At 66.0% G+C, this 14,163-nt stretch carries 16 protein-coding genes and 1 tRNA gene; 9 read left to right on the top strand and 8 right to left on the bottom strand.

Translation table 11 applies throughout. The annotated features are described in order from the left end of the window. Window positions 1–23: 23 nt before the first annotated feature. Window positions 24–1,688, bottom strand: coding sequence for an OFA family MFS transporter (locus V6W80_RS01590; RefSeq protein WP_017639564.1), 1,665 nt, complete (start codon window positions 1,686–1,688; stop codon window positions 24–26). A 295-nt stretch (window positions 1,689–1,983) separates the two neighbouring features. Here V6W80_RS01590 and V6W80_RS01585 point away from each other — a divergent pair, with 295 nt between their 5' ends. From V6W80_RS01585 to V6W80_RS01565, 5 genes are all read left to right on the top strand, one after another. Beyond that, on the top strand, window positions 1,984–4,209 hold the full coding sequence (locus V6W80_RS01585) for an AsmA family protein (protein WP_338545702.1): 2,226 nt from the start codon (window positions 1,984–1,986) through the stop codon (window positions 4,207–4,209). Then, window positions 4,206–5,270, top strand: a complete 1,065-nt coding sequence (gene mutY, locus V6W80_RS01580) for an A/G-specific adenine glycosylase (protein ID WP_338545701.1) — start codon at window positions 4,206–4,208, stop codon at window positions 5,268–5,270. The genes V6W80_RS01585 and mutY overlap by 4 nt, the downstream gene beginning before the upstream one ends. Then, on the top strand, window positions 5,267–5,539 hold the full coding sequence (locus V6W80_RS01575; protein ID WP_017639567.1) for an oxidative damage protection protein: 273 nt from the start codon (window positions 5,267–5,269) through the stop codon (window positions 5,537–5,539). The genes mutY and V6W80_RS01575 overlap by 4 nt, the downstream gene beginning before the upstream one ends. Before the next feature lie 86 nt (window positions 5,540–5,625). Then, window positions 5,626–5,701: transfer RNA gene (locus tag V6W80_RS01570), tRNA-Phe, on the top strand. 356 nt (window positions 5,702–6,057) lie between these two features. Continuing rightward, on the top strand, window positions 6,058–6,411 hold the full coding sequence (locus tag V6W80_RS01565; RefSeq protein ID WP_017639568.1) for a hypothetical protein: 354 nt from the start codon (window positions 6,058–6,060) through the stop codon (window positions 6,409–6,411). 36 nt (window positions 6,412–6,447) lie between these two features. Here the strand turns inward: V6W80_RS01565 and V6W80_RS01560 are convergent, their stop codons facing one another. Then, window positions 6,448–6,786: a cupin domain-containing protein gene (locus V6W80_RS01560; RefSeq protein WP_017639569.1), complete on the bottom strand. Its 339-nt coding sequence runs from the start codon at window positions 6,784–6,786 to the stop codon at window positions 6,448–6,450. Window positions 6,787–7,092: 306 nt separating this feature from the next. On the opposite strand from V6W80_RS01560, the gene V6W80_RS01555 reads away from it, so the two are divergent. Next, entirely contained in the window at window positions 7,093–7,305 is a 213-nt protein-coding gene (locus V6W80_RS01555) for a hypothetical protein (protein ID WP_338545700.1), read from the top strand. A 171-nt stretch (window positions 7,306–7,476) separates the two neighbouring features. Continuing rightward, a complete protein-coding gene (locus V6W80_RS01550; protein WP_231893017.1) occupies window positions 7,477–7,851 on the top strand; it encodes a hypothetical protein in 375 nt (124 codons plus the stop codon). A 264-nt stretch (window positions 7,852–8,115) separates the two neighbouring features. On the opposite strand, the gene sutA is transcribed toward V6W80_RS01550, so the two are convergent. The 4 genes from sutA to glnK form a co-directional block, all read right to left on the bottom strand. Then, a complete protein-coding gene (gene sutA, locus V6W80_RS01545) occupies window positions 8,116–8,448 on the bottom strand; it encodes a transcriptional regulator SutA (RefSeq protein ID WP_017639573.1) in 333 nt (110 codons plus the stop codon). A gap of 71 nt (window positions 8,449–8,519) precedes the next feature. After that, window positions 8,520–8,939 carry a secondary thiamine-phosphate synthase enzyme YjbQ gene (locus tag V6W80_RS01540; RefSeq protein WP_093255020.1) on the bottom strand — a complete coding sequence of 140 codons (420 nt, stop codon included), beginning with the start codon at window positions 8,937–8,939 and terminating at the stop codon, window positions 8,520–8,522. Window positions 8,940–9,111: 172 nt separating this feature from the next. Next, complete coding sequence (locus V6W80_RS01535) at window positions 9,112–10,452, bottom strand: ammonium transporter (RefSeq protein ID WP_026083673.1); 1,341 nt, start codon at window positions 10,450–10,452, stop codon at window positions 9,112–9,114. A gap of 48 nt (window positions 10,453–10,500) precedes the next feature. Continuing rightward, the gene (glnK, locus tag V6W80_RS01530; protein WP_003096476.1) at window positions 10,501–10,839 is read right to left on the bottom strand and encodes a P-II family nitrogen regulator; all 339 of its coding nucleotides are present in this window, start codon (window positions 10,837–10,839) and stop codon (window positions 10,501–10,503) included. Window positions 10,840–11,233: 394 nt separating this feature from the next. Between glnK and V6W80_RS01525 the strand changes: the two genes are divergently transcribed. Beyond that, on the top strand, window positions 11,234–11,533 hold the full coding sequence (locus tag V6W80_RS01525; RefSeq protein WP_338545699.1) for an accessory factor UbiK family protein: 300 nt from the start codon (window positions 11,234–11,236) through the stop codon (window positions 11,531–11,533). A 62-nt stretch (window positions 11,534–11,595) separates the two neighbouring features. After that, window positions 11,596–13,086: a YifB family Mg chelatase-like AAA ATPase gene (locus V6W80_RS01520; RefSeq protein WP_184288875.1), complete on the top strand. Its 1,491-nt coding sequence runs from the start codon at window positions 11,596–11,598 to the stop codon at window positions 13,084–13,086. Here V6W80_RS01520 and V6W80_RS01515 read toward each other — a convergent pair. Continuing rightward, window positions 13,083–13,274 carry a hypothetical protein gene (locus tag V6W80_RS01515; protein WP_027597468.1) on the bottom strand — a complete coding sequence of 64 codons (192 nt, stop codon included), beginning with the start codon at window positions 13,272–13,274 and terminating at the stop codon, window positions 13,083–13,085. The genes V6W80_RS01520 and V6W80_RS01515 overlap by 4 nt on opposite strands. Window positions 13,275–13,402: 128 nt before the next feature. After that, the gene (locus tag V6W80_RS23925; protein WP_430695088.1) at window positions 13,403–14,125 is read right to left on the bottom strand and encodes a methyl-accepting chemotaxis protein; all 723 of its coding nucleotides are present in this window, start codon (window positions 14,123–14,125) and stop codon (window positions 13,403–13,405) included. Window positions 14,126–14,163: the final 38 nt, after the last annotated feature.

Genomic DNA, 14,163 nt, shown 5'->3' with positions numbered 1-14,163 from the left:
TTACCGCTTGATTCGGCTGTGACTCAGCTGAACAGCGCGGCGGTCTTTTGCAGGGTGATCCAGATACCCCAGGCCAGCGGGATGCCCACGGCCAGCCAGGCGGCGATGGCCAGCGGCTTGGTCTTGGGATCGGCGCTCCACTCCAGCACCTGGGCGCTGCCAGCATTGCTGTCGTGGCCATTGGCGCGCTCGACGGCGAGTTCGGCCTCGGTCATGAAGTGCTTGTCGGCCACCGGGCGCACCATCAGGTTGCAGAGGAAGCCCAGCACCAGCAGACCGGCCAGGATGTACAGGGTGATGTCGTACACCTGGGCACGGGGGATGCCCATGCTCAGCTGGTACTCGCGCAGGTAGTTGACCAGCACCGGACCGAAGACGCCGGCGGCGGCCCAGGCGGTGAGCAGGCGACCGTGAATGGCGCCGACCATCTGGGTACCGAACAGGTCGGCGAGGTAGGCCGGCACGGTGGCGAAACCACCGCCGTACATGGACAGGATCAGGCAGAAGGCAAAGACGAACAGCGCCACGCTGCCCAGGTGACCGGTCCAGGGCACGATGGCATAGAGCACGAAGCCCAGGGTGAAGAAGACGAAGTAGGTCATCTTGCGACCGATGTAATCGGAGAAGGATGCCCAGAAGAAACGCCCGCCGATGTTGAACAGGCTCAGCAGACCGGTGAAGCCGGCGGCGATGGCGGCGATCTGCTTGAGCTGATCGGCGCTGAGTTCACCGTAGGCCAGGCCGTTGCCCAGCAGACGACCACCGAAGACTTCCTGCAGGAGCGGCGAAGCCATGCCGATGATGCCGATGCCGGCGGTCACGTTCAGGCAGAGCACGGCCCAGACCAGCCAGAATTGCGGGATGCCCCAGATCTTGCTCACGTGGACGTGGCGATTGGTGATCATGTTGCTGCCGGCCTTCTTGGTGGACGGCGTCCAACCGGCGGGCTTCCAGCCGGTCGGCGGCACGCGGTAGCCCAGGGCGCCGCTCATCATGAACACGAAGTAGATCACCGCCATGACCAGGAAGGTCTGCCAGACACCGATTTCGGTGGCCGACGCGAAGTGCCGCATCAGGGCATCGGCCAGAGGTGCACCCACCATGGCGCCGCCACCAAAGCCCATGATGGCCATGCCGGTCGCCATGCCGCGCTTGTCCGGGAACCACTTGATCAGGGTCGACACCGGCGAGATGTAGCCCAGGCCCAGACCGATACCGCCAATTACGCCCGAACCCAGCCACAGCATCCAGATCTGGTGGGTATAGATGCCCAGGGCGGAGATCAGCAGACCACCGCACCAGCACAGCGCCGAGACGACGCCGGCCTTGCGCGGACCGGCGTGCTCCAGCCAGCCACCGAACAGGGCGGCCGAGCAGCCGAGGAAGATGAAGAACAGGGTGTAGATCCAGCCGAGCTGAGAGATCTTCCAGTCACAGGTGGCACTGAAGATCTGTTCGAAGAAGCCCATCTCGACCGGGCAGGCCACGGCGGCGGTGATGCCGATCGCCTTGGACAGCGGCAGCCAGAAGACCGAGAAGCCATAGGCCATGCCGATGCACAGGTGGATGGCCAGAGCGGCCGGCGGGACCAGCCAGCGGTTGAAACCGGGCCGGGCGACGATGCGCTCCTTGGACAGGAAAGCCGGACGTGCCGAAGCGGCGCCGCCAGCGGTGAGAGTAGTGCTCATGGGTTCAGCCCTTTTCTAGTGTATAGCGTCCAGGCCGGTAGACATTCCCTGCACGCTTCCCCGTAAACGAGTCAAAGAAACGGCGCCAACCGACCAGAGGTGCGCGACATTAAAGCGCACCCTGGCGTACTGCCACCCCTGCTCATTTACCAGGGTACGGGCGGTGCAAGACCGCCGACGAAACGGGCGAGTACCACCGCTGTCACAGGGCCGACACCTCGATGTCATCGCGGCCAGCCCAAGCCCTATACTGGCCAGTCGCGCCATCGCCCGCCGGAACAGGAATTTCCTCGTCATGAAAGCTTTCGCCAAAGTGCTGGGTATCGTCCTCGTCGGCCTGCTGCTCCTGCTGGTCGCCGCAGGCTTCGCCCTCACCCATCTGGTCGATCCCAACGACTACAAGGACGAGCTCCGCCAGCTGGCGCGCGACAAGGCCAACGTCGACCTGCAACTCAAGGGCGACATCGGCTGGAGTCTGTTTCCCTGGCTGGGCGTCGAATTGCACGACGCCACCCTGGCCAGCGCCGCCACCCCCGACCGCCAGCTGGCCCAGGTGCAGCGGCTGATCCTCTCGGTCCGCCTACTGCCGCTGCTGCTGCGCCGTGATCTGGAGATGAGCGACATCAAGATCGACGGCCTGGATCTCACCGCCAGCCGCGATGAGCAGGGCCGTACCAACTGGGCCGAAATCGGCCGCCCCGCATCCAAGGCGGACGCTGGCGCCGCGCCGGCCGACACCCCCGCCGACACGTCCACGTCTGGCGAGCCGACCGCGGGACGCCAGCCGCTCAAGCTCAACGTCGAGAGCCTGACCGTGCGCAATTCCCGCGTCGAATACAGCGACGCCCGCAGCGGCGCCCGCTATGCCTTCGAGGGCATCGATCTGGAGACCGGGGCCATCTACGCCGGCACGCCCATTCCCATCAAGCTGGCCGGCACCACCAGTACCACCCAGCCGCCGGTCAACGCCACGGTACTGCTCAACGGTGAATTGCGCTTCGATCCGGCCAGCCAGCAATACGCCCTGGACAATCTCCAGCTGACCGGCGACGCCAGTGGCGAGCCCTTCAACGGCAAGGTGGTCAACTATTCCGCCAGCGGCCAACTGGCCGTCGACCGCCGCGCCCAGACCGCCGAGTGGACCAGCCTCAAGCTCACTGCTAATGACCTCAAAGCACTGGGCGACCTCAAGCTCACCGGTCTGGAAACCGATCCGCAGCTGGCCGGGCGCGTCTCCATCGCCCGCCTGGACCTGCGCGCCTTCCTCGACAGTATCGGCGTCGAATTGCCGGCCATGGCCGATGCCAAGACCCTGCAGCGCTTCGAGATGAATGCCCAGGTGCAAGCCAGCCGCAACGCCCTGGCGCTGGACGACTTCAACTTCCAGCTCGACGACAGCACCCTCAAGGGCCGCGTCGCCGTCGCCGACATCGCCCGCCGCGCCCTGCGTATCCAGGTCAGCGGCGACGCCCTGGACCTGGATCGTTATCTGCCGGCCAAGGCCGCCGCGGCGCGCCAGGCCAATGGCGCGCGCCAGGAAGAGGTCGCCCAGGTCGATGCCATCGCCACCCAGGGCAACTCGCCGCTGCCCGAGGCGCCGACCCAGCACGCCTGGAGCCAGGAAACCCTGTTGCCGGTGGAGCGCCTGCGCAGCCTGGACGCCGATGTCGACCTGAGCCTGCAACACCTGACCCTCAATCGCCTGCCCTTCGAAGGCGCCAGTCTCAAGGCCAGGGCCGCCGATGGCCAACTGCAACTCAGCGCCCTGGAAGGCGAGCTGTTCGGCGGTCGCTTCGAAGCCAATGGCGCCCTCGACGTGCGCGGCGTCCAGCCACAACTCACCGCTCGTGAACGCATCAAGGGCGTACCGGCGGAGCGCATCCTCCAGGCCCAGGGCCAGAAGCCGCCGGTGGAAGGCCTGCTGGACCTGGACGCCGATCTGCGCAGCTCGGGTGCCAGCCAGCGCACTCTGATCGACAACCTGGGCGGCACCGCGCGCTTCGCCCTACGCAATGGCCAACTGATCGACGCCAACGTCGAAAGCCAGCTGTGCCAGGGCATCGCCCTGCTCAATCGCAAGCCGCTGGAGCTGCCCCATGGCGGCCAGAACACCCCGTTCCGCCAGTTGAGCGGCAGCCTCAACATCGTCAACGGCGTGGCCCGCAACCAGGACCTCAGCGTCAGCGTGCCGGGCCTGGCGGTAAAGGGCGCGGGCGACATCGACCTGCGCACCCTCGGCCTCGACTACCGCCTGGGTATCACCGTGCAGGGCGACACCAATGCCGCCGCCGATCCCGGCTGCCGGGTCGGCGAGCGCTATGCGGATATCGAGTGGCCGCTGCAGTGCCGAGGCCCCCTGGAACTGGGCGCCAAGGCCTGCCGCCTGGATCGCGAGGCCATGGGCCAGATCATCGCCCGTGCCGCTGGCAATCGTCTGAACGAAAAAATCGAAGAGAAGCTCGGTGATAAAATCAGCCCCGACATCCAGAACGCCATCCGAGGGCTGCTGCAACGCCGATGACTGACGACGCCTTTGGTACCGCCGTGCTGGCCTGGTACGACCTGCACGGCCGCAAGGACCTGCCCTGGCAACAGGGCGTGACGCCCTATCGCGTCTGGGTCTCGGAGATCATGCTCCAGCAGACCCAGGTCGCCACCGTGCTGGGCTACTTCGACCGCTTCATGCAGGCGCTGCCCACCGTCGAGGCCCTGGCCGCGGCGCCGGAAGACGAGGTGCTGCACCTCTGGACCGGCCTCGGCTACTACAGCCGCGCGCGCAACGTGCACAAGGCCGCCAAGACCGTGGTCGAGCGCCATGGCGGCGAATTCCCGCGCAGCGTCGAGGCCCTGGCCGAGCTACCCGGCATCGGTCGCTCCACCGCTGGCGCCATCGCCAGCCTGAGCATGGGCATCCGGGCGCCCATCCTCGATGGCAACGTCAAGCGCGTCCTGGCCCGCTATACCGCCACTCCCGGCTATCCGGGCGAACCCGCCGTGGCCCGCCGTCTGTGGGAGGTGGCCGACCGACTGATGCCCCACGAGCGGGTCGGCCACTACACCCAGGCGATGATGGACCTGGGCGCCACCCTCTGTACCCGCAGCAAACCCAGCTGTCTGCTGTGCCCGGTCAAGCCCGGCTGCCGTGCCCACCTGCTGGGCCAGGAAACCGACTTTCCCGCCGCCAAGCCACGCAAGACCCTGCCGCAGCGCAGCACCCTGATGCCGCTGTTCGTCAACGACGCCAATGCCGTGCTCCTCCAGCGCCGCCCCTCGACCGGCCTCTGGGGCGGTCTCTGGGGTCCGCCGGAGGTGGCCGACGTGGCCGAACTCGAAGCCCTCGCCGAACGCCAGGGCCTCGCCATCGACGAACGCCAGGCGCTGCCCGGCCTGGTGCACACCTTCAGCCATTTCCAGCTGGCCATCGAACCCTGGCTGGTGCAGGTGGACCATCGCCAGCACCGCGTGGCCGAGGGTGACTGGCTTTGGTATAACCTCGCGTCCCCGCCGCGCCTGGGCCTCGCCGCCCCGGTGCAGAAATTGCTCAAGCGCGCCGAGCAGGCGCTCAAAGGAGAACCCACATGACCCGCACCGTGATGTGCCGCAAGCACAAGCAGGAGCTGCCCGCCCTCGATCGTCCGCCCTACCCCGGCGCCAAGGGCGAAGACATCTATCAGCACGTCTCCAAGCAGGCCTGGGAAGAGTGGCAGAAGCACCAGACCATGCTCATCAACGAGCGTCGGCTGAACATGATGAACGCCGAGGATCGCAAGTTCCTGCAAGCCGAGATGGACAAGTTCCTGTCCGGTGAAGACTACGCCCAGGCTGAGGGCTACGTGCCCCCTAGCGCCTGAGTCGACGCCTAAGCGCCCGAAAAATCTAAATTTTTTTGGGCTCGCTGTTGACACAGGGTCGAGAAACGCTTTTAATGCGCCCCGTTGCCCAGGTAGCTCAGTTGGTAGAGCAGGGGATTGAAAATCCCCGTGTCGGCGGTTCGATTCCGTCCCTGGGCACCAAGACAAGCTTCCGGATCCTGCGGATCTGGAAATCAGAGAAACCGGCCTAGCGCCGGTTTTTTTGTGCCTGTGATATGGGCAAGCCAGCCTGCAGGCCTCGCCGTCTCGTCACGCCCCTTCCCTTGCGGCCCAGCACCGCCCTCCTGCTCCTGCTCCTGCTCCTGCTCCTGCTCCTGCTCCTGCTCCTGCTCCTGCTCCTGCTCCTGCTCCTGCTCCTGCCCCAAGGGTGCCAAGGCCCGTTCTAGACAGCCTCAATCCTTTGCGAAACCCGCCCAGACGATCTTGACTCTCTACCCACTTCAGACTTTTTAATGGCACGGCGTCCCCCGACACCCACCTTTTCTGGAGTCAGCACCATGAGCACCTGCAGCCAAAAGCATCACGCCAATCACAGCCACCAGCACGGTCCGAACTGTGGCCACACCGCCATCGAGCACGCGGGCCACATCGACTATCTCCACGACGGCCATCTGCACCACATGCATGGTGACCACGTGGACGAGCACGTGCTGGAGGTCAATGCGACCAATCCGGATCACTGCACCCATGGCCAGAGCAGCGGCCATGCGGCCGACCACGTCCATGGGCCCGATTGCGGTCACGAAGCCGTGCCCCACGGCGATCATGTCGACTACCTGGTGGATGGCCGGCTGCATCATGTCCATGACGGCCACTGCGACGACCATGGCCCGGTGACCCTGGTCCGCTAGCGACGGCTGTCGAAAGAACGCCAGGCGCCATCGCCCTCACGCCGGCGCCGGGGCTCCGTCCACCACGCCGAGATGAAGAGCCAGCCACACCGTGGCGACTGTGGGATCGGTATAGGTCACCCAGTGCTCAGCGTGGGCGGGGATGAGCAGCGTATCCCCTGGCTCGAGCGCCACCTCCCGCCCTTCCAGGGCGATCCGCGCGGCGCCCTGCAGAACCAGCACCCACTCCTCATGGGCCTGCCGATAGGGCGTCTGCGCTGGCGTCGTCTGGCCCTGGGAAACGATGCGTTCGATGCGGCAACCGGGCCGCGCCAGCAGGGACGTGAACACCTCCGCGGCGGAGGCATCGGGCAGGTCGCGAAACAGATTGGTCATGACGTTTTCCCATAGGGCCTCGCGCCAGGGTGCGCTAAGGTCATCCAGACTGCGCCTGTCCGACCAGGCGCTCAAGTCTCGAAGGGATCCGCGCCATCCAGGAGTCGCCGCCATGGCCCCAGGTGCTCTGCCATTTGCCGTCAAGAGTGCGATCCGCCCGACCTTTTCGGGAGCCCGTCACCCGATCGCCAAGATTTTCGGCGATGATCGATCGCAGGGTGGCTACCGATCAAGGGCGCCGCTCGACCCCGGTTGGCCGCTGCGGTCAACCAGACCTCGCACCAGGCGCACGGAGGCGCTTACTGCATGCCGATTCCCTCGATTCCCCTCATCGCCCCTGCCCTGTCCGGCGCCCTGCCTCAACCAGCCATCGACCAGCCCGGCCCGCGTACCGCCGAGCCGACCGTCCCCCTCTGGTTCAGGGTGCTGAGCGGCGTCAGCTTATGGCTGAACCGGTTGTTTCTCGGCCTGGTGCTGGCGCTGGTCGGCTTTACCCTCTGGCACTGGTGGCAGGGATGAAGCGACGTCTGGATCAACTGGAGCTGACCATCCTGATGTGCGGTATCGGCCTGCTGGCCATGGCGCTGATCGTCGCCGTCGGCATGCAGGGCCTCGATTGGGGCTGAGTGGACGGGCGGGCTTACCGGACCTTTACCTGGCCTGACGTCCGCTGACCGCCAAAGGTGTTTCATGGTGACGCGGCCTATCGAGCGCCGCGAGGAGAACACCATGGCATCGCGAGCGTCGTTGATTCTGCTGTTGACCGCCACCCTGACCGCCAGCGGCCTGGCCGCCGCCCATGAAGGCCCCGATCGAGGACAGCCCTGGGCGGGCGGCGCCGCAGCCGTCGCCGAGGGCGGCGAATTCCTGCCGGCGGGCGAATTTCGACGGCATCACCGGCACCACCCCTATTACCGCAGGGATCGCTACCCCTACAGCTACTACCAGCCCTATCCGCAACCGGGTTATGCCGCGCCGCGTTGGCGGCCGGCACCGCCGGGCTACTACGCCTATCCGCCGGCCTATGAGGCGCGACCCTATTACGGACCACCCCGGCATTGGTGAACTGCTTGGCATCGCGGCGGCGAGATGGTGGCCTTTTGCGATGAGCCACACAGGGAGATGTTTGCCAGAGGAGCAAAATGCCATCACCCCATTAGGCTTTAGGGCGTTGCCAACATGTATGAGAGAGATGATGTAATCTGCATGGCCTGCCTTGCGACCATGGCTGCGGCCTTCACCGGCTTCATCATGGTGATGGCGCTGCTGTAACTGCCAGATAGACGAAACCCCGCCGAGGCGGGGTTTCGAAGGCGGTATGGCGTGGTCCTAGATGGGCCGACTGCCATACTTGCTGTCGGGCTTCTTGGGCGGATCGGCGACCACATTGGCGTCGATCTCCTGCACCTTGCCACCGCGGGCCAGAAAGTCCTGCATGGCCTTTTCCAACGCATCCCGCTCGCGCTGCTTGGCTTCCACCGAAGGCAGTTCCTCGGGCTCGGCTTCGCGCTTCTTCTTGGCCTTGCTGCCGGACGCGGGTGTTTCGCTTTCGCCGCTTTCCTCTTGCTCGGCGTCGTCGGTTGCGGCAGCGAAGTCTTCGTTATCGCCCTCTTCTTCCGCCCCGGTCTCCAGGTCGTCCTGCTCCAGATCTTCGTCGCTCATAAACCGCCTCCACAGACTTTGGCAAAATCGGACCGCGCGTTTTGACGCGGCCTCTTAAAAAAAATTCCTGGCTATTCGCCTTGCAGCGTCGCGATCAGCCGCCGCGCGCCACCTTGGTCGCGATGCTCGCCCAGGTAGATGCCCTGCCAGGTTCCCAGCGCCAGGCGCCCGGCCTGGACTGGTAGGCTCAGACTGCAGCCGAGCAGACTGCTCTTGAAATGCGCAGGCAGGTCGTCCGGGCCTTCGTAGTCGTGCTCGTAACCAGCCTGCCCCTGGGGCACCAGCTGATTGAAGAACCGCTCGAAGTCACGGCGCACCGCCCCGTCGGCATTCTCGTTGATGGTCAACGAGGCCGAGGTGTGCTGCAGCCAGAGGTGCAACAGGCCGATCCGGCATTCGCCAAGCTCGGGCAGTTGCTCCAGCACCTCAGCCGTGACGAGATGGAAACCACGCGCCCGCGCGCGCAGGGAAAAGGTCCGCTGCAGCCACATGAACAACCCCCGCCGACTGACTGGGCGCGCATTCTAGCGCGACGATCGGAAAAGCAAAGCGGTGATTGCACACCGCTGGCGTGCAGTCTAGACACAGCAGGACGACGGTTGTTCCGGCCGTACGGCAGACGTGAAAAAGGCGCCTCGCGGCGCCTTTTTCCAGAGCGGCGGCTTACAGGTTGTAGCCACGCTCGTTGTGCAAGGTGAGGTCCAGACCCACGGTTTCCTCTTCTTCGTTGACTCTCAGACCCATGACCACGTCCAGCACCTTGAGGATCACGAAGGTGACGATGCCGGTGTAGACGATGGTGAAGGCCACGCCCTTGAACTGGATGAACAGCTGGGCGCCGATGTCGGTGACGGTGCCGAAGCCGCCCAGGGCCGGGGCGGCGAAGACCCCGGTCAGCAGGGCGCCGACGATGCCGCCGATGCCGTGCACGCCAAAGGCGTCCAGGGAGTCGTCGTAGCCCAGCTTGCGCTTGAGGCTGGTGGCGGTGAAGAAGCACACCACACCGGAAACCAGACCGATGATCAGGGCGCCCATGGGACCGGCGGTACCGGCGGCCGGGGTGATGGCCACCAGACCGGCGACCACGCCGGAGGCGATGCCCAGGGCGCTCGGCTTACCGTGGGTGATCCACTCGGCGAACATCCAGCCCAGGGCGGCGGCGGCGGTGGCGATCTGGGTGGTCAGCATGGCCATGCCGGCGGTGCCGTTGGCAGCGGCGGCGGAACCGGCATTGAAGCCGAACCAGCCGACCCACAGCATGGCGGCACCGACCAGGGTATAGCCCAGGTTGTGCGGCGCCATGGGAGTGGTGGGATAGCCCTTGCGCTTGCCCAGGACCAGGGCCGCGACGAGGCCGGCCACACCGGCGTTGATGTGCACCACGGTGCCACCCGCGAAGTCCAGTACGCCCCAGTCCCACATCAGGCCGCCGTCACCGCTCCAGACCATGTGGGCGATGGGGGCGTAGACGAAGGTGAACCACAGGCCGGTGAAGACCAGCATGGCGGAGAACTTCATGCGCTCGGCGAAGGCGCCGACGATCAACGCCGGGGTGATGATGGCGAAGGTCATCTGGAAGGTGACGAAGACGCTTTCCGGGAACAGTGCGGTAGCCGAGGTGACGGCATCATGTTCCAGGGTGGACAGGAAGGCCTTGCTCAGGCCACCGATGAAGGAATTCAGATTGGTGACGCCCTTCTCCATGCCGGTGGTGTCGAAGGCCAGGCTGTAGCCGTAGACCATCCACAGGATGCTGATGAGACCGGTGATGGCGAAGCACTGCATCATCACCGAGAGGACGTTCTTGGCACGCACCATGCCGCCGTAGAACAGCGCGAGACCAGGGATGGTCATGAACAGCACCAGGGCCGTCGAGATCAGCATCCAGGCCGTATCGCCGCTGTTGATTGCTGGTGCCGCAGCCGCTTCCTGGGCCATGGCCAGGCCCGGCAGCGCTACGAAAGACATGAGGGCTCCTAGCCCTGCGTAGGTGCGCAGAGTCATCGTTGTTTCTCCTGGGGCTCGTGTGGGGTTGGGCGGTCGGTTAACGCGTCAGATGGCGTCTGTGTCGGTTTCGCCGGTACGGATGCGGATGGCTTGCTCGAGATTCACCACGAAGATCTTGCCGTCACCGATCTTGCCGGTGTTGGCGGCCTTGGTGATGGCCTCGATGACGCGATCGAGTTGATCGTCGGCAATGGCGACGTCGATCTTGACCTTGGGCAGGAAGTCGACGACGTATTCGGCGCCGCGATAGAGCTCGGTGTGGCCCTTCTGACGGCCAAAGCCCTTGACCTCGGTAACGGTGATGCCTTGCACACCGATCTCGGACAGCGACTCACGCACGTCGTCGAGCTTGAACGGCTTGATGATGGCGGTGACTAGTTTCATGAAACTTCTCCCGATTGAGTTGACTTGCCCCAGGAAAACAAACCCCGGCCCAAGTCTAGCGCAGTGACCGTCTGTTTAACCGTCGGCGTGGTAATCGCCGTGGTTACGGCAGAAGCGGCCAGAGCGCGCCTCTACCCCAGGCGTCCGCTGACGCCCGTCTCTGCTTCGGCAGTAGCAGAAAGCTTGCCAGGTTTGTGAAGGGGGCCGTATTACCGGGGCCGGTGGGCCTGGCGCGCCTCCTGACAGGGCAGACCACCGGTCATGGGGCAGGACTTTGCACCAACAGCGAACAGCTCTGGCATGGGGATGGCACCAAAGCGGTGCAGTCGTGGCTGTCCGGGGCACAGGAGCCGTTGTGCTACACTCGGGCTTTGATTACAGGCAGGGAATAACCATGTCCACGACCCGTTCGCTGTTCGACTCCCTGACTCAGCAGGCCAGCCGGCTGTTCGGTCAGGACTCGCCGCTGCCCAAGGCGGAAATCGAGAGCCAGTTCAAGGCCCTGCTCCAGGGTGCGCTGAGCAAGCTCGATGTGGTTAGCCGTGATGAATTCGATGCGCAGATGGCGGTGCTGGCCCGCACGCGTACGCGTCTGGAGGCTCTCGAAGCGCGTCTGAACGAGCTGGAGAACAGCCGGAGCCAGGACGTGAAGCCGCCGGTGACCCCGGCCACGGATGTCGCCGCCGCCGACTGACCTCGAAGGCGCGCCAGGATGGTGCAGCCTGCTGTCTAGCGAAGCACGATCAAGGAGAGATCATGTCGCTTGCCCTCGTTCATACCCGCGCCCAGGTGGGCGTGGAAGCGCCGCCGGTGGTCGTCGAGGCGCACCTGGCCAATGGCCTGCCCGCCCTCACCCTGGTGGGCCTGCCGGAGACCGCCGTGCGCGAAGCCAAGGATCGGGTGCGCAGCGCCATCCTCACGGCCGGTTTCGAATTCCCCAGTCGCCGCATCACCCTCAATCTCGCTCCCGCCGATCTCCCTAAAGACGGCGGGCGCTTCGACCTTGCCCTGGCCATCGGCATCCTCGCCGCCAGCGGGCAGCTGCCGGCGCAAGGCCTCGACGGCTACGAATGCCTGGGGGAGCTGGCCTTGTCGGGCGCGGTGCGGGCGATTCGCGGCGTACTGCCGGCGGCGCTGGCCGCCCGAACGGCGGGCCGTATCCTGGTGGTGCCTCGTGCCAATGCCGAGGAAGCCTGCCTGGCCAGCGGCCTGACGGTGCTGGCGGTCGATCACCTATTGGAGCTCGCCGGCCATTTGAGCGGCCAGGCGCCGCTGGCCCCCTATCGGCCCAGCGGCCTGCTGCGCACCCCGCTGCCCTATCCCGATCTCGCCGAGGTCCAGGGACAGCAGGCGGCCAAGCGTGCCCTGGTGGTGGCTGCAGCCGGTGCCCACAACCTGCTGCTCGCCGGACCGCCAGGAACCGGCAAGACCCTGCTCGCCAGCCGCCTGCCAGGGCTCCTGCCGCCCCTGGACGAGGAAGAGGCGCTGCAGGTGGCCGCCATCCATTCGGTGGCCGGACCCGAGCCGCTGGAACACTGGCCGCAGCGACCCTTTCGTCAGCCGCACCATTCGGCGTCAGGTCCGGCGCTGGTGGGCGGTGGCAGCCGCCCCGGGCCTGGCGAGATCACCCTGGCCCATCGCGGGGTGCTGTTTCTCGACGAGTTGCCGGAATTCGATCGCAAGGTGCTGGAGGTGCTGCGCGAGCCCCTGGAAAGTGGCGAGATCGTCATCGCCCGGGCACGCGAGCGGGTACGCTTTCCAGCGCGCTTCCAACTGGTGGCGGCGATGAATCCCTGTCCTTGCGGCTACCTGGGCGACCCCAGCGGCCGCTGTCGCTGCAGTCCGGAGCAGATCCAGCGCTATAGGGGCAAGCTGTCCGGTCCGCTGCTGGACCGCATCGACCTGCACCTGACCGTGGCCCGCGAGCACCTGCGCCTGGGCGCCTCACCGGCTGCCGAGCTCACCACGGCGGAGGCCGCACGCCAGGTCGCCGAGGCCCGGGCCATCCAACTGGCGCGCCAGGGCCGCCCCAACGCCCTGCTCGGCCTCGATCAGCTGCACCAGGTATGTGTCCTGAGCGAAGCCGATCAGCGCTGGCTGGAAGGCGCCGGCGAACGCCTGAATCTGTCCCTGCGCGCCCTGCACCGGGTGGTCAAGGTAGCCCGCACCCTGGCCGATCTGGCCGGCCAGGCCGAGATCCAGCGGGCGCAGCTGGCCGAAGCGCTGCAGTATCGGGCGAGTCACTAGGCGCCGGCAGGCGGACCATAGTGCCGCGGCGGCTCCTGCAGCCGATCTCGCAGCGCCTGGTTTTCCTGCGCCAGCTCGAAGCACATGGCCCGCCATTGATGGGCCAGCTCGCGATAGTCGTCGCGCTCCGCCCGTAGCGTGGTCAGCATGCGTTCGACGGCCTGCACCGCCTCGTTGGATACGCCCATGACACCCCTCCTCTTATACTGTATTTGCATACAGTAGTCAGAGTATTGCAGCCAGGCAAGCGCCAAGGTGCGCAGGAATGAAAAAGGGAGGCCTGAGCCTCCCTTTCGGTTCTGCCAGAAAGATCCGGCTAGCTGAACCGGCCCACTTCGGCGCTCAGGTCTTCCGCCAGGTGCCGCAGCTCGCCAGCGGTACCGGCCAGTACCTCGGCGGCATCGCGCTGGGCGGCGTTGTCCACGGCGATCGCCTGGATGTTGCGGCTCAGCGCCGTGGCGGTGGTGCTCTGCTCGGCAGTGGCCTGGGCGATGCCGGAGAATTGCTCCACCGCCTCGGCGACCTGCTGGTCGATGCTGCGCAGCGCCTGGGCCACATCGGCGTTACGCGCCAGGCCCTGCTCCATGAGGCGATTGCCTTCGTCGATGGCGCCCATGGCGCGCTGGGTCTCGCCCTGCACCGCGCCGATCATCTGGGAGATCTCGCGGGTGGCCTCGCTGGTGCGACCGGCCAATTGCCGGACCTCATCGGCGACCACGGCGAAACCACGGCCTTGCTCACCGGCGCGGGCCGCTTCGATGGCCGCGTTGAGCGCCAGCAGGTTGGTCTGCTCGGCGATCCCGCTGATGACGCCGATGATGCCGCCAATCTGCTGGGAGCGGCCATCCAGGCCCTTGATCAGTTCGGCGGTGCTGGCCAGGGAATCGGCGATCTGCTCCAGGGCGCCTGAGGCGCCCTGCATGGCCTGGGTACCGGTGCGGGTCTGCTGGGCGTTTTCCTGCACCAGGCGCTCGGTGCGCTGCATGCCATCGGCGATGTTCTGGGCGGTGGCGCTGAATTCCTCCACGGCGCTGGCCATGCTGTCGATCTGGGTGGACTGCTCGGCGGAGCGTCTGA

Source organism: Pseudomonas benzopyrenica (assembly GCF_036884265.1).
Classification (GTDB): domain Bacteria; phylum Pseudomonadota; class Gammaproteobacteria; order Pseudomonadales; family Pseudomonadaceae; genus Chryseomonas; species Chryseomonas benzopyrenica.
This window is presented reverse-complemented; position numbering and strand designations above follow the sequence as displayed.